This is a genomic window from Rhodococcus coprophilus NBRC 100603, assembly GCF_001895045.1.
Taxonomy (GTDB): Bacteria; Actinomycetota; Actinomycetes; order Mycobacteriales; family Mycobacteriaceae; genus Rhodococcus; species Rhodococcus coprophilus.
Genome location: NZ_BDAM01000009.1, coordinates 185,447 through 207,719 on the forward strand (window position 1 = coordinate 185,447; position 22,273 = coordinate 207,719).

A 22,273-nucleotide genomic window follows, 5' to 3' on the forward strand; every position below is an offset into this window, starting at 1 on the left:
CCGTCTGTTCAGGAATTGATCGCTTGTACCGAGACTAGAACATGTTCTTATTTGTGTCGAGGATCGGGAGACTGCGGATACACCCTTTAGTGCACGGGACCAAAGTCCCGGTTCGCTTCCCCTGTGAGGCTTGGTTCTATAACGTGTTCTAACAAGAGATTGTGGAAGGAAGTGAGCTGACATGGCGCAGATTCGCGAGATCGACATCGGCGAGACCCGGACGCGGTTCGCTCGAGGCTGGCACTGCCTCGGGCTCAGCAGGACGTTCGCCGACGGACGCCCGCACGCCGTCGAAGCCTTCGGCACCAAGCTGGTGGTCTGGGCGGACAGCAAGGGCGATCTGAACGTGCTGGACGGCTACTGCCGCCACATGGGTGGCGACCTCACCCAGGGCGAGATCAAAGGCGACTCGGTGGCATGCCCGTTCCACGACTGGCGGTGGGGCGGCAACGGCAAATGCACCGAGATTCCGTACTCGCGTCGAGTTCCACCACTGGCACGCACCCGCGCCTGGACCACGATGGTCAAACACGGCCAGTTGTTCGTCTGGAACGACCCCGAGGGCAATCCACCTCCGCCCGAGGTCACCATTCCCGACATCGAGCATCACGGCACCGGCGAATGGACGGACTGGACGTGGAACCAGATCCTCATCGAGGGCGCGAACTGCCGCGAGATCATCGACAACGTCGTGGATATGGCGCACTTCTACTACATCCATTTCGCCTTCCCCACGTTCTTCAAGAACGTCTTCGAGGGCCACATCGCTGAGCAGTACCTCAACACGCGCGGTCGCCCCGACAAGGGAATGTCCACGCAGTACGGACTCGAATCCACGCTCGAGTCGTACGCGGCGTACTACGGGCCCTCCTACATGATCAACCCGATGACCAACAGCTACGGCGGATACAACGTCGAATCGGTGCTGATCAACTGCCACTACCCGGTCACGCACGACTCCTTCATGCTGCAATACGGCATCATCGTGAAGAAGCCGACCGGAATGTCCGACGAGCAGTCCGACAAACTGGCAGCCAAGTTCACCGAGGGCATCGGTGAAGGCTTCCTCCAGGACGTCGAGATCTGGAAGAACAAGACCAAGATCGAGAATCCGCTGCTGTGCGACGAGGACGGACCCGTCTACCAACTGCGTCGCTGGTACGAACAGTTCTACGTCGACGTCGCCGATGTCACCGAGAAGATGACCGGCAGGTTCGAGTTCGAGGTCGATACGGCGAAGGCGAACGAGTCCTGGGAGAAAGAGGTCGCGGAGAATCTGGCGCGCAGGGAAGCCGAAGAGAAGTCCGGCAAGCAGGAAGCCGAGGTCTGACGATGAGTTCCTCGACCCGACAGCGAAGGTGGGCGAAGTCTCCCGACTTCGCCGATCGGCCCGATCGGGTCGAGGCCATCGCCACCCAGACAGCGATCGACAAGATCAACTATCTCGACTCCGGCCAGCACGAGGTGAGATGCCGGGAATGCGGCACCTGCGTACTGGTGCGTAAGAACAGCTACAAGCACACGAGTGTGCAGTGGCAGGAGGATCCCGACACGGTGTGCCCCACCTTCCGGGACTCCGGCGTCGTCCCCGGCACGTCGATCAGCCCCCGCGAGGGCTGTCCGCAATTGCAGGCCTCGATCGAGCGCGCTGTGCTCGACGGTGCGATCTCGGTACCCGACCCGTCAGGGCCGTAGACCTCCGGAGCCACACGGGCACCCGTGCCCGAACAGAGACATCCCCGGCGGAGAACTTCCGCCGGGGATGTGACATAGAGCGATCCGGTGCACTCACCGGTACAGGATTGCGAACCAAGGTCCCGCCGGCTTACTGGCTCGGCTCGGGAAGCCCCTCGCACTCGACCTGGGGGTTGACACCCGCATAGTTGAGCGGTCCGGCAACGACGGTGGTCGCCACCGTGGCCAGGCTGCTGCAGTTCTGCTCCGAGTCTCCGAAATAGCCACGCTGCCAACCAGCGACGCCTCCGATCACCAGCCAGACCAGCACCAAGAGAGTCAACAAACGCACGGCTCCACCTCGCAGTCGATGATGTGTCCGACAGGTTCGGACGCGCTGCGGATACCCATCTCGAAAACGAACAAACACACCGTTTTCCACCAAGCGGGCAATGCGGTCATTCGCGGCGCACCAACGACGGTTGTCCGCCGGGCTCACGCCGCCTCGCCGCGGTGTCGTCCGGCCGCCCGAAATATTGGAACGCGTTCCGCTCCAGACTGCTCGCGCGGATGCCGTGCCGTACACAAAAGATGGACTAGCAACCCCCTCGTTCTATAACGTGTTCTACATGAACAATCAGGAGTACGACATCGTCGTCGTCGGCAGCGGCGCCGGCGGAATGACCGCCGCGATCACCGCCGCCCGAAAGGGGTCGAGCGTCGTCCTGATCGAGAAGGCATCCCGCTACGGCGGTTCGAGCGCCCGTTCCGGTGGCGGCGTGTGGATCCCCAACAACGACGCCCTCCGAGCGGCCGGCGTGGAAGACACTCCCGAGGCCGCCCGCACCTACCTCCACAGCATCATCGGCGATGTCGTACCCGCCGAGAAGATCGACACCTACATCGACCGCGGACCCGAGATGCTGTCGTTCGTACAGAAGCACAGCGCGCTCGAACTGCAGTGGGTGCCGGGTTATTCCGATTACTATCCGGAAGCACCCGGTGGCCGCGTGGGAGGCCGATCGGTGGAGCCGACACCCTTCGACGGCCGCCGGCTCGGCGACGATCTCGCGCTCCTCGAACCGGATTACGCTCGGGCACCCAAGAACTTCGTCATCACACAGGCCGATTACAAATGGCTGAACCTGCTCGTGCGCAATCCCCGCGGTCCCCTCCGCGCTTTCCGGGTCGGAGCACGCTTCGTCTGGGCGAACATCACCAAGAAGCACCTGCTGGTTCGGGGTCAGGCCCTCATGGCGGGCCTGCGGATCGGACTGCGCGACGCCGACGTCCCACTGCTGCTCGACACCGCACTGACCGACCTCGTCGTGGAAGACGGCGTCGTCCGCGGCGTCACCGTCGAGTCGAACGGTGAGCAGCAGGTCATTCGTGCCCGCAAGGGCGTGATCCTCGCCAGTGGGGGCTTCGAGCACAACGACGAGATGCGCAAGAAGTACCAGCGTGCACCGATCGGTACCGAGTGGACGGTGGGCGCCAAGGCCAACACCGGAGACGGCATCCTTGCCGGCCAAAGGCTCGGCGCTGCGGTCGATTTCATGGACGACGCGTGGTGGGGTCCGTCCTTCCCCCTCACCGGCGGACCGTGGTTCGCATTGTCGGAGCGAAGCCTTCCCGGCTGCATGATGGTCAACAGCGCCGGAAAACGATTCGTGAACGAGTCGGCACCGTACGTCGAAGCGACCCACGCGATGTACGGCGGAAAGTACGGACGCGGAGACGGACCCGGAGAGAACATTCCGAGCTGGCTGATCCTCGACCAGCGTTACCGCGACCGGTACACCTTCGCGGGCATCACGCCACGCACCCCGTTTCCGGGCCGCTGGCTGAAGGCCGGGGTACTCGTGAAGGCCGGGTCGATCAGCGACCTCGCCGAGAAGATCGGGGTACCTGCCTCGGCACTCACCGACACCGTCGAACGGTTCAACGGATTCGCACGCGCCGGCAAGGACGAGGACTTCGGCCGCGGCGAATCGGGATACGACCACTACTACGGCGATCCCCGCAACAAGCCCAATCCGAGCCTCGGGGTCGTGGACAAGGCCCCGTTCTACGCGTTCAAGGTCGTGCCCGGCGATCTGGGCACCAAGGGTGGCCTCGTCACCGACGTCCACGCGCGGGTTCTGAGGGAGGACGGCACGGTGATCGACGGTCTCTACGCCACCGGCAACGTCAGCTCCCCCGTCATGGGTCACACGTATGCGGGACCGGGCGCGACGATCGGCCCCGCGATGACCTTCGGCTACCTGGCGGTTCTCGACATCCTCGACTCCCCGCACGGTGGACACGTCGACGACGAACTGACCGAACCGGCCGAAAGTCTCTGATCCCGGACCGCTGCGCCCCGTCTCTCGAAAGGACCACTCCGCGTGCCCATCGACCCCGCCGTCGCCCTCGGCGCCGAGCTGCCCGCCCAGGAATTCTCGTGGACGAGCAGCGACGTTCAGCTCTACAACCTCGGTCTCGGTGCCGGATCACGCCCGACGGATCCCGGCGAGCTGCGATACCTGAAGGACCACGCCCCGCAGGTGCTGCCGACCTTCGCGACGGTTGCCGCCACGTTCCACCAGATCGAGCCACCGAGGGTGTCGTTCCCCGGGATCGAGATCGACCTTGCGAAGGTCGTGCACGGAAGCCAGGAGGTCACCGTGCACACGCCCATTCCGGCGTCGGGCAAGGGGCGCACCGTAACCCGGATCTCCGAGGTGTGGGACAAGGGGAAGGCGGCGGTGATCGTCCAGGAGTCCACCACCGAGGATCTCGACGGTAACCGGCTGTGGACGGCCCGCTCGTCGATCTTCGCGCGTGGGGAAGGCGGATTCGGCGGGGAGCGCGGACCGTCCGAGTCGGTCGAGCTTCCCGATCGCGGGCCCGACGCGGAAATCGACGTGCCGACCCTGCCCCAGCAAGCACTGCTGTACCGGATGTGCGGTGACCGCAATCCGCTGCACTCCGACCCCGACTTCGCAGCGGCTGCGGGATTTCCCGCGCCGATCCTCCATGGACTGTGCACGTACGGGATCGTGTGCAAAGCGGTCACCGACGCACTGCTCGACGCGGATGCCACGCGGGTCGCGGGGTTCCGCGCACGGTTTGCGGGCGTGGTGTTCCCCGGGGAGACGTTGCGCGTGCGCGTCTGGAACGAGGGCTCCCGCAAGCTCGTGACCGCCTCGGTGGTCGAACGCGATCTGGCACCCGCACTTGCCGATGTCGTCCTGACCGTGGCGTGATCACGGACCATACCGAAAGCTGACTGCATACATGACAATTCGAGATTCTGCGCCGAGGCTTTCCCGGCGCAACTTCCTTGCGGCCGGCGCCGGGACCCTGGCGGTCACGGCACTCGGTGGCTGGGTTCCTTCCCACGCCGTGCCGTCCGGATCGGCAGCGGCCACCCTTCCGACGCCGCCCGCCTTCCCGGAGGGCATCGCCCTCTACCAGCAGGCGTACCAGAACTGGTCCAAGGAGATCATGCTGGACGCGATCTGGACCTGTGCTCCCAGAACCCCGGACGACGTAGTGCGGCTGGTCAATTGGGCACATCAGAACGGTTACACGATCCGCCCTCGCGGCGCGATGCACGGCTGGACGCCCCTGACCATAGTCAACGGCGCACCCGTCGACCGCGTCATCCTCGCGGACACCATCGCACATCTGAATTGGGTAAGCGTCGATCCGGGTGGTTCACCCGCCACGGTCACGGCGGGTCCCGGTGCCACATTAGACGCGATCACGAGCGCGCTTCAGCAACACGGCCTCGGCTGGGCGAACCTTCCCGCCCCGGGAGTACTGACGATCGCAGGCTCGCTCGCCGTGAACGCCCACGGCGCTGCACTGCCCGCCGACGGCGAATCTTCGGTTCCCGGACACACCTTCGGCTCGCTGAGCAACCTCGTCACGGAACTCACCGCCGTCGTGTGGAACGGCAGCGAATACGCGTTGCGCACATTCACCCGCGCGGACTCCGATATCACCCCGTTGCTCAGCCATCTGGGCCGCACGTTCGTCACCTCCGTCACCATGCAGGCGGGCCCCAACTACCGGATGCGCTGCCAAAGCTTCACCGATATCACCTGGGACGAACTGTTTTCCCCCGCCGGCGCTTCGGGCCGCACCTTCGAATCGTTCGTGCGCAGTGCGGGTCGCGCCGAGGCGATCTGGTACCCCTTCACGGACAAGCCGTGGCTGAAGGTCTGGTCTGTCGCTCCCGAGAAACCCGCTGCTTCCCGAGAAGTGAACGGCCCGTACAACTACCCGTTCTCCGACAACGTTCCGGAGCCGATCACCGATCTGCTGGGACAGTTGACGGCGGGAAACACTTCGATCGCTCCGGCGTTCGGGCAGACCTACTACGGAGTGACGGTCGCGGGCCTGGCAGCAACGGCGTCGTCCGACATCTGGGGATGGTCGAAGGACCTGCAGTTCTACATCAAGGCGACGACGCTACGTCTGACAGAAGGCGGCGGGGCGGTGCTGACCAACCGCGCGAACATCGCCAACGTGATCCACGACTTCACGCATTGGTTCCAGGAGCGCATCGAACATTACCGCGCGCTCGGGCAGTACCCGCTCAACGGACCCGTCGAGATCCGCTGCTGCGGTGTCGACCGAGCGGAAGACGTACTGGTCCCCTCGGCGGGGCCACCGACGCTCGCGTCGACGCGTCCTCGCCCCGACCACCCGGAGTGGGACACGGCGATCTGGCTCAACGTGCTCGGCGTACCGGGCACGCCCGGCATGTTCGCGTTCTACCGCGAGATGGAACAGTGGATGCGACAGCGCTACAACGGTGAGGATTCCACTTTCCGGCCGGAATGGTCGAAAGGCTGGGCGTTCGGCCCGGATCTGCCGTACACCGACGAGGCCATCATTTCTCAGGGCCTGCCGGAGACGTATCGGGAAGGCGTGCCGGCCGAAGACAACTGGGATTCCGCACGTGCGGTGTTCAATCGCCTCGATCCGCATCGCGTGTTCAGCAACACCTTCATCGATACATTGCTCCCCTGAGGTGGGCCACCGGCTTTGCTAGGGTTCTGCCTCATGCGGAATCTGCGGCGTTGGATGGGTGTGGCAGCGGTACCGGTGCTGGTCCTGGCGGGCGGGATCACGCTCGCGGGAACGGCATCGGCGCTGCCCTCCACCGGCTCGGTCGTCATGGACTCGGGCCACGACGCCGCAGTCGATTTCGATGCCGGCAGCACCACTTTCCACGGCAGCCTCCGCACCCCGGACGGTCCCGCCAAGGGTGCCGCGCTGCTGCTTCCGGGTAGCGGACCGACCGACCGCAACGGAAACCAGGCCGGTGCCCGGTCGGATGTCCTGCTCCGGCTTGCGGATTCTCTGGCAGCACAAGGCATTGCGACGCTGCGCTTCGACAAGATCGGTGCGGGCGAGACGGGGCTGGGCAGCTACACCGCCGAGACCATCGGCGAGTACGGGTTCACCGACCAGGTCGACCATGCTGCCGCCGCGGCCGACCTGCTCGCCGAGCGCACGGGATTCCCCACGTCGGACATCCTCGTCCTCGGACACAGCGAGGGAGGGTTGACGGCGCTCGCTCTCGCAGACCGGGGAGTCGGGAGAGGGTTCGGGCTCCTGCAACCTCTTCCGATGCGGTACCTCGATCTGCTTTCCGCTCAGCTCGCCGCGGTGACGGATTCCGGACAGCTGAGCCCCGACGAGGCAGAGACGGTACGGACCGACGTGGCACGAGCCGTCGAGTCCCTGCGCACCACCGGGAACGTCCCGGCCGACGTACACCCGCTCGTCGCGCAACTCGGCTTGAACGAGGCCAACGCCAAGTTCCTTTCCGAAGCCGATCGGCTCGACCCGCCGGCACTCGCTGCGCGACTCACGCCCGGCACCCCGGTGATGCTCACCTGCTCCGACAAGGATCTCAACATCAGCTGCGCGCAAGTCGACCCGCTGCGGCGCGCCCTCGAGCACACGGACCTGCGGTTCGAGCACTTCACTACCGCGAACCACAGTCTCGAAGAACTCGGTCCGCTGCCGCCCAGCGCCGCCGACGTGGTGGCGTTGCTCCCCGTCTCGGCGGAGTTCGCGGCGGCGATCGACGACTGGTCGGCGCAGCAAGCAGGCTAGTCCGCTCGCGAGCACCCCTTCGGATGACTCAGCGACTGACCGCCTTCTTGTACCGGTAGATGGCCAACGGTACGAACACGATCAGGATCAGCGCGGTCCACAACAGGGATGCGACGATGGGATGCTGCAGCGGCCACACGTCGGGCGGCGGCACCATCGGGTTGGTGTTCCCGAACAGGTTGCGCACGGCCTGGGTGAGCGCCGAGAGCGGATTCCATTCGGCGACCGTACGGAGCACCGGCGGCATCGTAGACGGATCGACGAAGGTGTTCGCGACGAACGACAGCGGGAAGATCACCATGAAACTGGCGTTGTTGAACACCTCAGGAGTACGGACCCACATTCCGACCACTGCCATCACCCACGACAACGCGTAGGCGAACAGCAGCAACAAGAGGTAACCCGCCACGGCCTCGCCGACCGACGAATGGATCCGCCACCCCACCACCAGGCCGGTCAACGACATCACCACGAGGCTGACCACGTTGATGAGCACGTCCGTCGTCGTCCGCCCGATCAGGACCGCCGACGGCGCCATGGGTAACGACCGGAAACGGTCGATGATGCCCTTCTGCAGATCTTCCACCATGCCCAGCCCGGTCCAGGTGGAGCCGAAGATCACCGTCTGCGTGAAGATGCCGGCAATGAGGAATTCGCGGTACGACATCCCGGGAATGTCGATCGCACTCCCGAACACGTACGCGAACAGCAGCACGAACATGATCGGCGAGAGCATCGTGAAGACCATGAGGTCGGGCACTCGCTTGATCTTGATCATGTTGCGCTTGGCTATGGTCAGCCCGTCCGACGTGACCATCTGCAATGAATTCACTGGGCAGCCTCCTCGACCTTTTCGGCCTCATGGCCCGTCAGCGTCAGGAACACGTCGTCGAGGGTCGGTTTCCGCAAGGCGACGTCGGACACCTTCACGCCCACCACCGCGAGCTTCCCCAACGCCTCGGCGAGCGCCTCGGCGCCCATACTGTCCCCGACACCGCTGAGGGGAACGGTGATCGTCCCGGTGCTCTGATCGAGCTTGATTTCTCCCGCCGCGACCGACACGAGTTCGCGACACGCGATCTCCTGGTGCCGGGGGTCGGGCACCCCGATCTCGATGCGTTCGGCGCCGACCTTGCTCTTGAGTTCGTCGGCGCTGCCGCGAGCGATGACCTTGCCACGGTCGATCACCGCAATGTCGTCGGCGAGCCGCTCCGCTTCGTCCATGTACTGCGTGGTGAGCAGGAGGGTGGTACCCCGCGCGACCAGTGTGTCGATGACCTCCCACAACGCCCGCCGGGCTCGAGGGTCGAGGCCGGTGGTGGGCTCGTCGAGGAAGAGGACCGGCGGTTCGGCGACCAGCGCGCCGGCGAGATCGAGTCTGCGGCGCATACCTCCCGAATAACCCTTTACCGGGCGATCGCCCGCTTCGTCGAGGTCGAACTGCGCGAGCAACTCGCGCGCTCTGTCTCTGCTTCGTTTGACGCCGAGGTGGTAGAGCCTGCCGACCATCTCGAGGTTCTCGAAGCCGGTGAGGTACTCGTCGACCGCCGCGTACTGCCCGGACGCCCCGATGTGGGACCGGAGCGCGCGGGCGTCGGCAACCACGTCGAAGCCCGCTACCGTGGCGCGACCGGCGTCGGGCACGATCAGGGTAGTGAGGACCCGGACCATCGTCGTCTTGCCTGCCCCGTTGGGGCCGAGCAGCGCCGTGACCGTCCCCTCGGGCACCCTGAGGTCGATTCCGTCGAGGGCTTTGACATCCCCGTACCTCTTGATCAGTCCCTCTGCGACTATGGCATCCGCCATGAGTCCTCCCTGACTGGTGGGTTGCTCGTCAGTCTGCACGAAAGGACCGACACGTTTCGACAGGTTTTCTCATCGCACAGGCCTGTGAAGGCGGGCGATATGCCGCGCGTACCACCGTAGGCTGCTCTACTGGGTGCTGAAGTCGATTCGCCTCGTGCCATACGAAGACGGTCACCGATGAGCCCAGCGATGTCCCCGCCACCGACGACACGATCGGGTTCCACGCTCGTGCTCACGGTACTGGCGTCGAGCCAGTTCCTCATGACGCTCGATACGTCGGTGATGAACGTCTCCATGGCGACCGTCGCACAGGATGTCGGCACCACCGTCACCGGCATCCAGACCGCGATCACGCTGTACACCCTGGTGATGGCCTCGACGATGATCACGGGCGGCAAGGTCGGCACCATCCTCGGTCGCCGGCGCGCACTCGCCATCGGCCTGATGGTCTACGGTGTCGGCTCCTTCGTCACCGGCCTCGCTCCGAACCTCGCCGTACTGCTCGTCGGATGGTCGCTCCTCGAAGGGCTCGGCGCCGCACTGATCATGCCTGCCATCGTCTCTCTCGTCGCAGCGAACTTTCTGCCTGAACGCCGTTCTGCCGCATACGGACTCGTTGCCGCCGCAGGTGCCATGGCCGTCGCCGTCGGCCCCCTCCTCGGCGGTACCGTCACGACGTTCTTCTCGTGGCGCTACGTGTTCTTCGGCGAAGTGGTGATCGTCTTGGTGATTCTCCTGGCCTTGAGGAAAGTGAAGAATGTTCCACCGGAGCGCGTTTCGCTCGACCTGATCAGTTCGGTCCTGTCGGTCGCGGGTCTCGCCATGGTGGTGTTCGGTGTCCTGCGTTCGAGCGAATGGGGCTGGATCCGAAGTACTCCCGGTGGCCCGGAACTGCTCGGCGTCTCGCCGGTGATCTGGCTCCTCGTCGTGGGACTGCTGGTGCTCTACGGATTCATGAGACGGCAGAGCGCATTGCTGGACCGAGGCAAGGTTCCGCTGGTCGATCCCCATCTGATGAGCGACCGGCAGCTCACGGGCGGACTCGGTATGTTTTTTGCGCAGTTCGTCGTACAGGCGGGGGTTTTCTTCACCGTTCCGTTGTTCCTGTCGGTCGTGCTCGAACTGAGCGCACTCGAAACCGGACTGCGCATCCTTCCTCTGTCGATCGCGCTCGTTTTCGCCGCCGCAGGAATCCCGAAACTGCGGCCCCACGCGAACCCCCGCCGCGTCGTGCGTGCCGGTCTCGGCGTCATGATCGTCGGTATCGCGATCCTGACGGCAGGGATGGACCCGGGCGCCGATGCCGCCGTGGTCGCGGTGCCGATGTTGCTCATGGGGCTCGGGCTCGGTGCACTCGCGTCACAACTCGGCGCCGTCACGGTGTCGGCAGTGCCCGATTCGCAGAGCGCTGAGGTCGGGGGCCTGCAGAACACCGCCACCAATCTCGGCGCCTCGCTGGGCACCGCCCTGATCGGATCCGTCATGATCGCCACTCTCACGTCGTCGGCGGTCGTCGGCATCGAGAACAATCCCGCTGTCCCACCATCCGTGCAGCAAGAGGCCGACACCCGGCTCGCCTCCGGCGTTCCGTTCCTCTCCGATACTCAACTCGAGAAGGCCCTGAGCGATGCAGGCGTGGAGGAGACGACGCGAGACGCCATCGTCGAAGTCAACAAGGATGCCCGGCTCGAAGCACTGCAGACCGCATTCGGCATCACCGCACTCCTCGCCGTGGCCGCTTTGTTCGGCACCGGGCGGCTACCCCGCCGGGCGGTCGGTTCCGAACCCGGCGGATAACTGCCGGTGCCCCGCCAGCCGGGAGAGCTGCACCCAGTCCAGCACGGGCCGGGAAACCCGGATACCGGGCCGGTTGCGCGGCACGCGGACACGCAACGCGCCGGGGACGACGGTGCAGCGAACCGGGGACGGCATCCGCACCGATTCTCCGTCCACACCCACCGAGATCTCCGGATCGTCCGAGTACACGACGACCTCTGCGGCCGTGCGCTGGACGAGCCCCCCGGTGCGGGCCCGGCGGAGCAATCCGACGACCTGGCCGGCCCGGTTCACCGAGATCGCGACGACCCCGAGCCTGCCCCGGTCGAGCCGCAGGCGTCTCCCCATTCCGACGAGGTCGTCGGTGGTGTACGGATTGTTGCTCACGAGCAGTGCGCGCGGACCTTCGAGAACCATGTCCTCGATGTGCGCGCGCAATCCTGGCTGTGCGCTACCGTCCAGCAGATCGGGGAGCAGGTCGAGAACGGTCTTGGCCTTGTCGTTTCGGTACTGCGGACTCTGCACGATCTCGGCGTACACACCGAACGACGCGTTGTTGACGAACGGGCGGCCGTCGAGCCGTCCGAGATCGACGCGCAACTCGACCCCGTCGCGAAGCGCCTCGAGGCACGCAACAGGGTCGTCGCGGTCCAGACCGAGGTCGAGCGCGAAATGGTTGCGGGTCCCGGCGCTGATGACCAGGAACGGAATCCCGTGTTCGGCCGCAACGCTCGCGACGAGTGCCTGGGTACCGTCGCCACCTGCGACACCGAGCAGATCCGCTCCTCTTTCCACCGCCCGGCGCGCAAGATCTTCGACGTCGACGAGTTCGGATCCGTCCAGCAGAGCGACTTCGGCCCCGAGTTCCTCCGCCCGGCGTTGCAGGTCGAAACGGACGACCTTCCCGCCTCCGGAGTGAGGGTTCATCACCAGAAACGGACGATGCACAGCCGGCGCCGGATACTCGGGCATCGTCGACTCGGACGAACGGATCCGCAGCGCGGCGCGGGCACATCCGTACGACGCAGCCAGCAGACCCACCTCGAGCGGGATCACCCAGAACTCACGTTCCCGCACGATCACGATCAGCACGACGAGCGGTGCGAGCATCGCCGCCACCATTGCTGTCGCCCGGAGAAGACCACGACGCGTGAGGATTCCGAAGGCTGCGAGGACACCTACCACCACCGCCGCAATACCCGTCGCGGTCAGGAGTACTGCACCGCGCAGTCCTGCGACGGCGATCGGCACGATCAGCGCCGCCGCGAGAAGAATCCATGCGGCGCGCGCCGACCACAGAGCGAAGCGGTTTTCGGACTCGCCGACCAGCGCGGACATCAGCAGGTACCGGGAGCGCGAGCGCCGGTCCGGGAGACCGTGCGGCTACGCTCCCGGACCCCACCTACGCGTACGCCCGGGGATCCCAGGTGGAGACCGCCCAGATGACCACGACGTCGAGCGCGATGATGAGGATCGACCACCACGGGTAGTACGGCAGCCACAGGAAATTGGCGATGATGGACAGTGCCGCGATGACGATTGCGGTCACGCGCGCCCAGGTGGTGCCGGTGAACAGCGCCGCACCGACGATGATCATCAGGACGCCGATCACGATATGGACCCAACCCCAGGTCGTGACGTCGAATTCGTATGTGTAAGCCATACCGACGACGAATATCTCGTCCTCTGCCACCGCCGCGATGCCCTGCAACAGGGACATGACGCCGAGCGTCGCGAGAATGATGGCAGCACCTACCGACGTTCCCGCAGCGATACCTTGCTTCATGCTGGGTTCACGCCGGGTCGCACGCACTTCTTGGGACATGGCCGTCCTTTCCGGAGGCGAGTGATCTTCGTATTATGCGCGCGGTCACAGCTGCCGTCCGGAAGATCGATTTTTCTCTCCGGCAGCCCCTCCAAGCCATGACGTCGTCGTGTAATCCGGAACCCGGCGGTCTTCCGGTGACTTGTGGAGCCGGCGACTTGTGGAACGATTGTCACCGGGACCAGCTTTCGGCCTCCACGCATCCACCGGACATGTCTCGAAGGGACGCAGGATGCCCAGCTCCACCCCTGACGGCGGACCGGAGGAAAACCCCGCCGCAAGTGCACACACCGACAAGACGACCCGTTCGTCGTGGATTCGGCTGGTGACGGTGCTCATCGGGCTCACCGCGGTTGTCGGCGGGATGCTCCTCGCCTTCGCGCTCCCCTCCATCCACGGCGGACCACACGAGATGAAACTCGGCTTGGCCGGGCCGCAACCCGCAGTCGACGCCGTCGCGGGAAACCTCGCCCCCGATGAATGGACCGTCGTCCGCTTCGAGACCCCCGAAGCTCTCGCCGCCGGCATCCAGAAGCGGGAAGCTACAGGCGGACTCGCGTTCACGGCCGAGGCTGTCGATGTCTACACCGCCGCCGCGGCCGGCGCTCCCGGTGCCGCCGCCGTCACCGCGCTCGGAACGGTCGTCGCCCAGCAGCAGCAACTGCCGGTGCGGACGCACGACGTGGTGCCGTTTCCTGCGGACGACCCCCGCGGAGCCGGACTGACCGCTGCGGCGCTTCCGATGGTCTTCGGTGGACTCGTTCCGGCGATCGCGCTGACGCAACTTTTCCCCGGGCGCAACCGCCTCCTGCTGCGTGTGGTCGGTGTCGTTGCTTTCGCGGTGATCGCCGGTGCCGCGCTCACCGCCATCCTGCAGTTCGGAACCGGGTCGCTGGCCGGAAACTACTGGCTCACCGCAGAGGGTCTCGCGCTGGGCATGGCCGCGCTCGCGCTGACAGTACTGGGTCTCGAAGCCGTGCTCGGGCCGATCGGCATCGGCGTCGGCGCTGTCCTGATGATGTTCATAGGCAATCCGCTCTCGGCCTTGGGGACGGGAAGCAACTGGCTTCCCGACGGCTGGTCCACGTTCGGGCAGCTCCTGCCCCCGGGGGCAACCGGTTCGCTCCTGCGCGCGAACGCGTTCTTCGGCGGCATCGGCAGCGGCTACCCGAGCATGGTTCTCGCCTGCTGGGTCGTGTTCGGTCTCGTGCTCGCGGGGATCGCCGCTCTACGCGAGCCGGACCCCGCGCCCGTGGTCGACGATCCCGAGTGACCCTCGGTGGTGGCCCGAGTCCGGCTCGTCCACCCGTCAGTGCGTGAGGACGAGGCCGGAGGTGGGCACGCCCGTTCCTGCTGTGACGAGCACGTTCTCGACGTCGTCTACCTGGTTGCACGACGTACCGCGGATCTGGCGGACCGCTTCTGCGATTCCGTTCATACCGTGGATGTACGCTTCGCCGAGCTGCCCGCCGTGCGTGTTGATCGGTAGCCTGCCACCGAGTTCGATCCCGTCGCGGACGAAGTTCTTGGCGTCGCCCCGGTCGCAGAATCCCAGCTCCTCGAGTTGCATGAGGACGTAGGGCGTGAAGTGGTCGTACAGCACCGCGGTCTGGACGTCCTGAGGACTCAGACCCGATTGTCGCCACAGCTGATCGCCGACGATGCCCATCTCCGGGAGACCCGTCAGCCCGTCGCGGTAATAACTCGTCATGATGTATTGATCCGGGCCGCTGCCCTGCGCCGCCGCCGCGATCACGGCGGGGACCTGCTTCAGGTCCTTCGCGCGCTCGGGAGTGGTCACCACCAGCGCGACACCCCCGTCCGATTCCTGGCAGCAATCGAGCAATCTCAACGGCTCGGCGATCCACCGGGAATCCTGGTGGTCTTGCAGCGTAATCGGTTTTCCGTAGAAGAACGCCTTCGGGTTGTTCGCCGCGTGTGCCCGGTCCGCAACCGCCACAGCGCCGAAATCCTCGCCGGTGGCGCCGGAGACGTGCATGTAGCGTTGCGCCACCATCGCCACGAACGACGCCGGTGTGCTCAGTCCGTGGGGGTAGGAGAAAGCGTTGTCGGTTCCCGAGGAGTTGACCTGCGCCGCGAGCGTGCTGTTCACCTGTCCGTACCGCGCTCCGGAGCGCTCGTTGAACGCGCGGTAGGCGACCACCACCTCCGCCACGCCGGTCGCGACGGCCATCGCCGCCTGCTGCACGGTCGCGCATGCGGCGCCGCCGCCGTAATGGATGCGGGAGAAGAACCTCAGGCTCGGAATACCCACCGAACGTGCAACCGCCACTTCGGTATTGGTGTCCATGGTGAAGGAGACCAGACCGTCGACGTCGGCGGGGGTGAGTCCGGCGTCGTCGAGTGCGTCGCGTACGGCTTCCGCCGCGAGGCGCAATTCGCTGCGGCCGGAATCCTTCGAGAAGTCGGTGGCGCCGATACCGGCGATGACCGCCTTGCGTGACAAGTCGTTCATGCGGCGTCTCCGATCACGAAGGACGCCTTCGCGGTGATGTGGTCGCCGAGCGCGTTGCGCCCGACGACATCGACCGTGACGAGACCGTCGTCGACGGCCGTCACAATGCCGGTGAGAGTGAGGGTGTCGTACGCGTACCAGGGCACTCCTAGGCGCAGGGAAATCGATCGCACCACCGCGCGTGGGCCCGCCCAATCGGTGATGTAGCGCTGGACGAGACCGGTGTCGGTGAGGATGTTGACGAAGATGTCTTCGGAGCCGCGCTGCCGCGCCTTGTCTCGGTCGTGGTGCACATCCTGGAAATCGCGGGTGGCAAGCGCCGTCGAGACGACGAACGTCGGGTCGGCGTGGATCGACAGCGGCGGAAGCGCATCTCCGGCCGTCACCGCATCGATACTCACGAATCCTCCTCGAGTGGCTTCCAGGCGTACAGGGTCCACGGCTCTCCGCCGGTATCGTCGTCGCCGGGGAAATCGAGATAAGTTGCCTCGACCGGCATTCCGATCCTCACGTCCTGCGGGTCGACGTCGCGGAGTTCACCCAGCATGCGCACACCCTCGTCGAGTTCGACGAGCGCGACAACGAACGGCACTTGCCGGCCAGGAACTTTCGGGGCGTGGTGCACGACGAAGCTGAACACGCTCCCCCGGCCCGACGAGACGACGTACTCTGTCGTTTCGTCCTTGCCGAGCCAGAGTGCCGGCACCGGCGGGTGCTGCAACGTGCCTTCGGGCCTGCGCTGGATGCGCAATTCGTGCGCGGCGACACCGTCCCAGAAGAACTGTGTGTCGCGCGACGCCGACGGCCGCATCAGCCGTGAGGGGTCGAGATCCTCGGGCACGCTCGCGCGCGCAGTGTCTGCGGTGGATCGACCCGGGGGTGCGAATTTCAGTATGCGGAACAGCATTTCGGCGACGACCTCGTCACCCACCCTCCAGAGGTTGCGAGTGGTGAAGAACCAACCCTCGCCGAGACCGGTTTTCTTCGGCCCGACGACGTCCTCGAGCGTGGATTCGATCGTCACCTGTTCGTCGTGGCGCAGGTAGCGGTGGTAGATCTGGTCGCAGTTGGTCGCGACAACCGAGGTGTACCCGGCGTCGTCGAGTATCTGCGTCATCCGGCCGAGCGGATCGTCCTTCTCGCGCTCGGCGCCGAGGCCGCGCATCGTCCATACCTGCGCCATTGCGGGCGGTGCGACGAGGCCACCGTGTCCGGCTGCGAGCGCCGCGGATTCGTCGGTGTAAATCGGGTTGTCGTCGCCGATGGCTTCGAGCCAGTTCCGGATCATGGGCAGATTGACCGGATCACGACCGAACCGGGGTGCCGAGGGACCGTCGTCGCGTACGCGATCGGCCGCGGCGAGGATCTCGGCTGCGTTCCCCGTGCCAGCGTTCGATGCGCCCGTCACCGTGGCACCCGGGGCATTCCCAGACCCGCGGTGGCGATGAGTTCGCGCATGACCTCGTTGACGCCGCCGCCGAAGGTGATCACGACGTTCCGCTTCGCCATCATGTCGAGCCAGCGCAGCAGATCCGCGGTGTCGGTGTCGGCAGGATCGCCGTGACGGCCGACGATCTCCTCGGCGAGGCGGCAGACACGCTGAATGCGTTCGGTGGCGAAAACCTTCGTGGCAGAAGCGTCGGCGATGTCGACCGCATCGTTCTCACTCGCCGCGACCTGCCAGTTGAGCAGTTCGTTGAGGCGATACGTCGCGTGGATTTCGCCGAGTGCGCGTCGCACGTCGGGCTCGTCCAGCAGGTCGTGGCGCCGGACCCATGCGTGGAGTTGCTCGTAGATCCCCGCCACCCTGCCCGCGGGTCCGAGCATCACGCGCTCGTGGTTGAGCTGGGTGGTGATCAGGCGCCAGCCCTTGTTCTCCTCACCCACCAGCATGCTCGCGGGCACCCGCACGTCGTTGTAGTAGGTGGCGTTGACGTGGTGCGCACCGTCGCAGGTGATGATCGGCGTCCAGCTGAATCCGGGATCGGTGGTGTCGACGATGAGGATGGAGATCCCCCGGTGCCGGGAGTCGGCGGAACCGGTGCGGACGGCAAGCCAGATGTAGTCGGCGTCGTGACCGCCCGTGGTGAAGATCTTCTGGCCGTTGATCACGTAGTCGTCGCCGTCCCGGACCGCGGTCGTGCGCAACGCGGCGAGGTCGGTACCGGCGTCCGGCTCGGAGTAGCCGATCGCGAAATGGACTTCACCGGCGAGGATGGCCGGCAGGAACTTCCGCTTCTGTTCCTCGGTTCCGTAGACCTGCAGGGTCGGCCCGACCGTTTGCAGGGTGACACCGGGCAACGGCACGTCGGCGCGCATCGCTTCGTTGGCGAAGATCTGCTGCTCGACGTCGCCGAATCCGCGGCCGCCGAATTCGACCGGCCAGCCGACCCCGAGCCATCCGTCCTTGCCCATCCGGCGGACGACCTCGCGGTAGATGGGGCCGTGCCGTTCGGTGCGCATGATCGCGGCCTCGTCGGCAGAGACGAGAGTGGAGAAATAGCTGCGCAACTCGGCTTGCAGCGCACGCTGGTCGTCGGTCAGATCGATGAACACCGGGCCCCCACGAGGTCGAGTCGGTACGAAGCTCCGCCGAGCAGGCGGGCGAGATCCTTGGCGGTCGACGAGTATCTGTGCAGCGGATATGTCACGTCGACACCGATGCCGCCGTGCAGGTGGTGCAGCACCCGCATGGCCGGGGGAAGTTCCGCGGCGATCCAGTACGCCGTGACGTCGAGATCGTCTGCCGCGTCGAGGCCTTCGGAGACGCGCCACACCGAAGACAACGCAGCGACATGGAGGGTCCGAGCGGTGACGTAGACGTCCGCGATCTGCTGGGCGACGGCTTGGAAGGTGGCGAGCGGTTTGCCGAACTGATGTCGCTCGCTGAGGTGTCGAGCAGTGAGTTCGGTTGCGCCCGAGAGCAGTCCATCCGCGTACGCGGCGATGCCGGCGAGCGCGAGGCGATAGAGCGTCGCTACCGCGTCGGCACCGTCGGTGCCGTCGCCGAGCAGCATGCCCACCGCACCGTCCAGCCGCATCGAGAATTCGGGATCGCCGACCGCCGACGGACTGATCCTCGACGTGACGCCGTCTGCCTTCGGATCGACCGCCACGACGCCGACGTCCGTCGGCACGAGGACGTACCGAGCGCGATCGGCATACGGCACCGCGACGAACGATCCGGTGACGGCATACCCGCCGTCGGTGGCGGTCGCGGTGGCTCCGGGCCGGCCGGGGAACGGCCGGCCCGGTTCGGCCAGCGCGGCGGAGAGGACCGCGCCGCCGGAGACACCGTCGAGCAAGCTGTCCTGCTGGCTCGCGGTGGCGAGCGCGAGAACAGGGAGTACTCCGAAACCGATCGTCGCCAGCGCAGGGATCCTCGCCGCGGAACGCCCGACCTCGGTGAGCACGGTGGCCGCCTCGGCGACGCCGAGGCCTGATCCCCCGAGCCGCTCGGGCAGGGCCAGCGACAGCAGATCGGCGCCGGCCATCGCCCTCCACAGGTCTTCGTCGCCCAGGTCGCGGGCGAGCAGGTCGGCCGCGACGCCGGCCACGTCGTCCTGCGTCTCGTCACGTGCGAAGTCCACCGTTACCACCTCTTGCTAGAACGTGTTCCAGTTGTAGCACTTCGCGGTGTCCCGCGGGAAGCGCCCCTAATCCCGGGGTAGGCCGAGGAGTCGTTCCGCCGCGACCGTCAGGAGAATCTGTTCCGTGCCGCCCGCGATCGTGAGGCAACGGGTGTTGAGGAACTCGCGGGTCAGCGGGCCTTCCACCCAGCCTGCCTCGCCGGCGAGATCCATCGCGAGTTCGGCGGTGTCCTGCCGCTGACGGACCCCGACGAGTTTGCGCACGCTCGAGGCAGCGCCCGGATCGTGGCCGCCCAGTTGCGCGAGCGTGGTGCGCAGGTCCAGCAGCGATCCGGCCGTCGCTTCGCCGATCTGCACGGCGATCCGGTCGTTCGCGACCGCGTCGCCGGGTGCGGACAACTCCAGTAGCTCCTCGATGGCCGCGCCGAACGACGACTTGCCCCCCATGGCCACCCGTTCGTTCGCAAGGGTCGTGCGGGCGAGCTTCCATCCACCTCCGAGCGGTCCGACGACGCACTCGTCCGGCACGAAGACCGAGTCGAGGAACACCTCGTTGAACAGGGCGTCACCGGTGATCTCCCGCAGCGGTGACACGGCGATGCCCTCGGATTTCATGTCGACGAGGAAGTAGGTGATCCCCTTGTGCTTGGGGGCATCCCGATCGGTGCGTGCGAGACAGATCCCCCAGTCGGCCTCGTGTGCGAGCGACGTCCACACCTTCTGCCCCCGCAGAACCCAGCCGCCGTCCACCTTCTCTGCGGTGGTGCGGAGCGCGGCGAGATCCGAGCCGGCACCCGGCTCCGAGAACAGCTGGCACCACACGATGTCGCCGCGCAGTGTCGGCAACGCAAAACGTTCCCGCTGTTCAGGAGTTCCGTGCTCGAGGATCGTCGGCACGGCCCACGACCCGATCACCAGGTCGGGGCGGTCGATGCCGGCTTCGGCAAGTTCCTGCTGGATGAGGATCTGCTCGGCCGGGCTCGCTCCGCGTCCGTACGGCGGCGGCCAGTGCGGGGCCAGATAGCCGGATTCGGCCAGCGCAGCGCGGCGGCCGGTGTCGGGTTGCCGCGCGATGTCGGCGATGTCGGCTCGGATCCGCGCGCGGTCGTCCTCGTACTCCGACAGATCGATACCCAGATGCCGGCGGGCTCCACCGCGAACCAACTCTGTGACGCGGGCACGCCAGACGGTCGCGCCACCCAGCAACTGGCGGGTGGCCACGGCACGGCGGAGGTAGAAGTGCGCGTCGTGCTCCCACGTGAAGCCGATGCCGCCGAGGACCTGGATCGCGTCCTTCGCAGTGTCGACAGCAGCGTCCAGTGCAACGGCCGCCGCGACTGCCGCCGAGACGGGAAGCTCATCCGGGTCCGTGTCGACCGCCCGTGCGGTATCCCACGCAACTGCACGGATCTTCTCTGCGCGGCAGAGCATTTCGGCACAGAGGTGTTTGACGGCCTGGAACGCGCCGATAGGCTTGCCGAACTGTTCACGGATCTTCGCGTACTCGACGGCCGTGGCCAGTGCCCACCCGGCGATACCGGCGAGTTCGGCGGCGGCGAGTCCGGCTGTGACGTCCCGAACGAATCCCGCAGGCACCTCCACGACCCGGTCCGCCGTGACGGTGACACCTTCGAGTCGCACGCGGGCCAGCGCGCGCGACTTGTCGATCGTGTCCAGGGCCTCGACGGTCAGACCGTCGGCGTCCCCGTCGACGAGCGCCCAGCGCTCGCTGTCGCCGGCGAGTCGTACGAGAACCGCCACCCCGGGCTCCGCGGCGAGCGCCGGGCCCGCGTCTCCGGTGAGGACGAACCCGTCGGTTGCGGGTTCCGCCGGGACGCGGGAGTCCAGCGCGAGGGCGGTCGGCACCGCGCCCTCCACGAGTTGTGCGGTGATCTTTGCCGTCGTGTCCCCGGCGCGCCCGAAGACGAGCGCCGCGGCCGCGGTGGTCAGCACCGGCCCCGGCGCGAGTTCGTGCGCGGCCTGTTCGAGCATGACCGCGAGGTCGACGGTGGTGGCCCCGAACCCTCCCGAAGTCTCCGGAACAGCAACACCGAAGAGCCCGAGTTCGGCGAGTGACGACCACCCGTCACGCCACGCGCCGTCGGGCTCTCGTCGTATGGTTGCCAGTGGAGTTGTGGCTCGTGACCAGGCCTGCACGGACGCCTGGACGGCCCGCTGCTCTTCGGTGGTGGCGATACTCACAGCGGGTCTCCGCCTCTCGGAATGACATGATTACCTAGAACGTGTTCTAATATGACACCGGTTCAGAGTCAAGGCGTGAGGATACGAAGTTATGGCCACCCCGTCCCGCTCGCGTTCCAACGGCAACGGAACGTTGACCGCCCTCACCGAGGACGATCTCAGTTCCAACGCCCAGAAGGAACGCCGTAAGCGGATTCTCGACGCCACCCTCGCGCTGGCGTCGAAGGGTGGATACGAGGCGGTCCAGATGCGGGCCGTGGCCGAACGCGCCGACGTCGCCGTGGGCACGCTCTACCGGTACTTCCCGTCGAAGGTGCACCTGCTGGTCTCGGCGCTCGGCCGCGAATTCGCCCGGATCGAAGGCAAGGGCAAGATTCCGCCGGGCCACAGCCCCCTCGAACGGATGCATCTCATCCTCGGTCTCATCACCAAGGCCATGCAGCGCGACCCACTGCTCACGGAAGCGATGACGCGCGCGTTCATGTTCGCCGACGCGTCCGCAGCCGCCGAAGTAGACCAGGTCGGCAAGCTCATGGACCGGTTGTTCGCCCGGGCCATGAACGACGGCGAGCCCAACGAAGAAGAACTTGCGATCGCCCGCGTGATCAGCGACGTGTGGTTGTCCAACCTCGTTGCGTGGCTCACCCGCAGATCGTCCGCGACGGATGTCGCGCGGCGACTGGAACTGACGGTCGATCTGCTGCTCGGTGAGGGCGCTCGTTCGTCCGCCGCCACCGCCGGCGCCTGATGTAACGGGAAACACGGTCCCGGAGGCCGGTCCGGCGGCGCCTGGTGGCTTTTCTT

General features: G+C 66.2%; 20 protein-coding genes. 9 read left to right on the forward strand and 11 right to left on the reverse strand.

Annotated features, from left to right (window positions below):
• Positions 1 to 181 precede the first annotated feature (181 nt).
• Positions 182 to 1,330: a 3-ketosteroid-9-alpha-monooxygenase, oxygenase component gene (locus RDCOP1_RS16115; protein ID WP_072702443.1), complete on the forward strand. Its 1,149-nt coding sequence runs from the start codon at positions 182 to 184 to the stop codon at positions 1,328 to 1,330.
• Positions 1,331 to 1,332: 2 nt separating this feature from the next.
• Positions 1,333 to 1,695 (forward strand): hypothetical protein, encoded by a 363-nt coding sequence (locus tag RDCOP1_RS16120; protein ID WP_072702446.1) that lies wholly within the window; start codon positions 1,333 to 1,335, stop codon positions 1,693 to 1,695.
• Positions 1,696 to 1,825: 130 nt separating this feature from the next.
• Here RDCOP1_RS16120 and RDCOP1_RS16125 read toward each other — a convergent pair whose 3' ends face one another.
• Complete coding sequence (locus RDCOP1_RS16125) at positions 1,826 to 2,026, reverse strand: hypothetical protein (protein ID WP_371836830.1); 201 nt, start codon at positions 2,024 to 2,026, stop codon at positions 1,826 to 1,828.
• A gap of 277 nt (positions 2,027 to 2,303) precedes the next feature.
• Between RDCOP1_RS16125 and kstD the strand changes: the two genes are divergently transcribed.
• Genes kstD through RDCOP1_RS16145 form a run of 4 tightly spaced genes read left to right on the forward strand, consistent with a single transcriptional unit; the run spans position 2,304 to position 7,794 of the window.
• On the forward strand, positions 2,304 to 4,019 hold the full coding sequence (gene kstD, locus RDCOP1_RS16130; RefSeq protein WP_174555823.1) for a 3-oxosteroid 1-dehydrogenase: 1,716 nt from the start codon (positions 2,304 to 2,306) through the stop codon (positions 4,017 to 4,019).
• Between the two features lie 42 nt (positions 4,020 to 4,061).
• Entirely contained in the window at positions 4,062 to 4,922 is an 861-nt protein-coding gene (chsH3, locus tag RDCOP1_RS16135) for an enoyl-CoA hydratase ChsH3 (protein ID WP_072702451.1), read from the forward strand.
• A 31-nt stretch (positions 4,923 to 4,953) separates the two neighbouring features.
• Positions 4,954 to 6,699: a cholesterol oxidase substrate-binding domain-containing protein gene (locus RDCOP1_RS16140; protein ID WP_072702453.1), complete on the forward strand. Its 1,746-nt coding sequence runs from the start codon at positions 4,954 to 4,956 to the stop codon at positions 6,697 to 6,699.
• 33 nt (positions 6,700 to 6,732) lie between these two features.
• On the forward strand, positions 6,733 to 7,794 hold the full coding sequence (locus RDCOP1_RS16145; RefSeq protein WP_084722655.1) for an alpha/beta hydrolase: 1,062 nt from the start codon (positions 6,733 to 6,735) through the stop codon (positions 7,792 to 7,794).
• 28 nt (positions 7,795 to 7,822) lie between these two features.
• Here RDCOP1_RS16145 and RDCOP1_RS16150 read toward each other — a convergent pair whose 3' ends face one another.
• Together RDCOP1_RS16150 and RDCOP1_RS16155 are read right to left on the reverse strand one after the other, a co-directional pair.
• A complete protein-coding gene (locus RDCOP1_RS16150; RefSeq protein WP_072702456.1) occupies positions 7,823 to 8,626 on the reverse strand; it encodes an ABC transporter permease in 804 nt (267 codons plus the stop codon).
• Entirely contained in the window at positions 8,623 to 9,600 is a 978-nt protein-coding gene (locus RDCOP1_RS16155; protein WP_072702758.1) for an ATP-binding cassette domain-containing protein, read from the reverse strand. The genes RDCOP1_RS16150 and RDCOP1_RS16155 overlap by 4 nt, the downstream gene beginning before the upstream one ends.
• A 189-nt stretch (positions 9,601 to 9,789) precedes the next feature.
• On the opposite strand from RDCOP1_RS16155, the gene RDCOP1_RS16160 reads away from it, so the two are divergent.
• Entirely contained in the window at positions 9,790 to 11,397 is a 1,608-nt protein-coding gene (locus RDCOP1_RS16160; protein ID WP_084722656.1) for an MFS transporter, read from the forward strand.
• Here the strand turns inward: RDCOP1_RS16160 and RDCOP1_RS16165 are convergent.
• The gene (locus RDCOP1_RS16165; RefSeq protein ID WP_072702462.1) at positions 11,359 to 12,714 is read right to left on the reverse strand and encodes a diacylglycerol/lipid kinase family protein; all 1,356 of its coding nucleotides are present in this window, start codon (positions 12,712 to 12,714) and stop codon (positions 11,359 to 11,361) included. The two genes, RDCOP1_RS16160 and RDCOP1_RS16165, sit on opposite strands and share 39 nt — an antisense overlap.
• Before the next feature lie 64 nt (positions 12,715 to 12,778).
• The gene (locus RDCOP1_RS16170; protein WP_072702465.1) at positions 12,779 to 13,201 is read right to left on the reverse strand and encodes a DUF7144 family membrane protein; all 423 of its coding nucleotides are present in this window, start codon (positions 13,199 to 13,201) and stop codon (positions 12,779 to 12,781) included.
• A gap of 232 nt (positions 13,202 to 13,433) precedes the next feature.
• On the opposite strand from RDCOP1_RS16170, the gene RDCOP1_RS16175 reads away from it, so the two are divergent.
• Positions 13,434 to 14,474 (forward strand): hypothetical protein, encoded by a 1,041-nt coding sequence (locus tag RDCOP1_RS16175; RefSeq protein WP_072702468.1) that lies wholly within the window; start codon positions 13,434 to 13,436, stop codon positions 14,472 to 14,474.
• A 36-nt stretch (positions 14,475 to 14,510) separates the two neighbouring features.
• Here the strand turns inward: RDCOP1_RS16175 and RDCOP1_RS16180 are convergent, their stop codons facing one another.
• The 6 genes from RDCOP1_RS16180 to RDCOP1_RS16205 all read right to left on the reverse strand — a co-directional run bounded on the left by RDCOP1_RS16180 (position 14,511) and on the right by RDCOP1_RS16205 (position 21,469).
• Positions 14,511 to 15,677, reverse strand: a complete 1,167-nt coding sequence (locus RDCOP1_RS16180) for a lipid-transfer protein (protein WP_072702471.1) — start codon at positions 15,675 to 15,677, stop codon at positions 14,511 to 14,513.
• Entirely contained in the window at positions 15,674 to 16,078 is a 405-nt protein-coding gene (locus tag RDCOP1_RS16185; RefSeq protein ID WP_072702474.1) for a MaoC family dehydratase, read from the reverse strand. Before RDCOP1_RS16185 ends, RDCOP1_RS16180 begins: the two co-directional genes overlap by 4 nt.
• Entirely contained in the window at positions 16,075 to 17,085 is a 1,011-nt protein-coding gene (locus tag RDCOP1_RS16190; RefSeq protein ID WP_072702476.1) for a bifunctional MaoC family dehydratase N-terminal/OB-fold nucleic acid binding domain-containing protein, read from the reverse strand. The genes RDCOP1_RS16185 and RDCOP1_RS16190 overlap by 4 nt, the downstream gene beginning before the upstream one ends.
• Positions 17,082 to 18,233, reverse strand: coding sequence for an acyl-CoA dehydrogenase family protein (locus tag RDCOP1_RS16195; protein ID WP_072702478.1), 1,152 nt, complete (start codon positions 18,231 to 18,233; stop codon positions 17,082 to 17,084). Before RDCOP1_RS16195 ends, RDCOP1_RS16190 begins: the two co-directional genes overlap by 4 nt.
• On the reverse strand, positions 18,218 to 19,267 hold the full coding sequence (locus RDCOP1_RS16200; protein ID WP_072702481.1) for an acyl-CoA dehydrogenase family protein: 1,050 nt from the start codon (positions 19,265 to 19,267) through the stop codon (positions 18,218 to 18,220). Before RDCOP1_RS16200 ends, RDCOP1_RS16195 begins: the two co-directional genes overlap by 16 nt.
• 66 nt (positions 19,268 to 19,333) lie before the next feature.
• Positions 19,334 to 21,469 (reverse strand): acyl-CoA dehydrogenase family protein, encoded by a 2,136-nt coding sequence (locus RDCOP1_RS16205; RefSeq protein ID WP_072702484.1) that lies wholly within the window; start codon positions 21,467 to 21,469, stop codon positions 19,334 to 19,336.
• 91 nt (positions 21,470 to 21,560) lie between these two features.
• Here RDCOP1_RS16205 and kstR point away from each other — a divergent pair, with 91 nt between their 5' ends.
• Positions 21,561 to 22,217: a cholesterol catabolism transcriptional regulator KstR gene (gene kstR, locus RDCOP1_RS16210; protein ID WP_072702487.1), complete on the forward strand. Its 657-nt coding sequence runs from the start codon at positions 21,561 to 21,563 to the stop codon at positions 22,215 to 22,217.
• The last annotated feature ends 56 nt before the right edge of the window (positions 22,218 to 22,273 follow it).

What these genes read in the sequence shown, in the direction of transcription:
- RDCOP1_RS16120 (WP_072702446.1), top strand. Translation starts at nt 1,333, where the DNA reads ATGAGTTCCTCGACCCGACAGCGAAGGTGGGCGAAGTCTCCCGACTTC.
- RDCOP1_RS16180 (WP_072702471.1), bottom strand. Translation starts at nt 15,677, where the DNA reads ATGAACGACTTGTCACGCAAGGCGGTCATCGCCGGTATCGGCGCCACC.
- RDCOP1_RS16155 (WP_072702758.1), bottom strand. Translation starts at nt 9,600, where the DNA reads ATGGCGGATGCCATAGTCGCAGAGGGACTGATCAAGAGGTACGGGGAT.
- RDCOP1_RS16145 (WP_084722655.1), top strand. Translation starts at nt 6,733, where the DNA reads ATGCGGAATCTGCGGCGTTGGATGGGTGTGGCAGCGGTACCGGTGCTG.
- RDCOP1_RS16160 (WP_084722656.1), top strand. Translation starts at nt 9,790, where the DNA reads ATGTCCCCGCCACCGACGACACGATCGGGTTCCACGCTCGTGCTCACG.
- RDCOP1_RS16115 (WP_072702443.1), top strand. Translation starts at nt 182, where the DNA reads ATGGCGCAGATTCGCGAGATCGACATCGGCGAGACCCGGACGCGGTTC.
- kstD (WP_174555823.1), top strand. Translation starts at nt 2,304, where the DNA reads ATGAACAATCAGGAGTACGACATCGTCGTCGTCGGCAGCGGCGCCGGC.
- RDCOP1_RS16165 (WP_072702462.1), bottom strand. Translation starts at nt 12,714, where the DNA reads ATGTCCGCGCTGGTCGGCGAGTCCGAAAACCGCTTCGCTCTGTGGTCG.
- kstR (WP_072702487.1), top strand. Translation starts at nt 21,561, where the DNA reads ATGGCCACCCCGTCCCGCTCGCGTTCCAACGGCAACGGAACGTTGACC.
- RDCOP1_RS16140 (WP_072702453.1), top strand. Translation starts at nt 4,954, where the DNA reads ATGACAATTCGAGATTCTGCGCCGAGGCTTTCCCGGCGCAACTTCCTT.
- RDCOP1_RS16175 (WP_072702468.1), top strand. Translation starts at nt 13,434, where the DNA reads ATGCCCAGCTCCACCCCTGACGGCGGACCGGAGGAAAACCCCGCCGCA.
- RDCOP1_RS16170 (WP_072702465.1), bottom strand. Translation starts at nt 13,201, where the DNA reads ATGTCCCAAGAAGTGCGTGCGACCCGGCGTGAACCCAGCATGAAGCAA.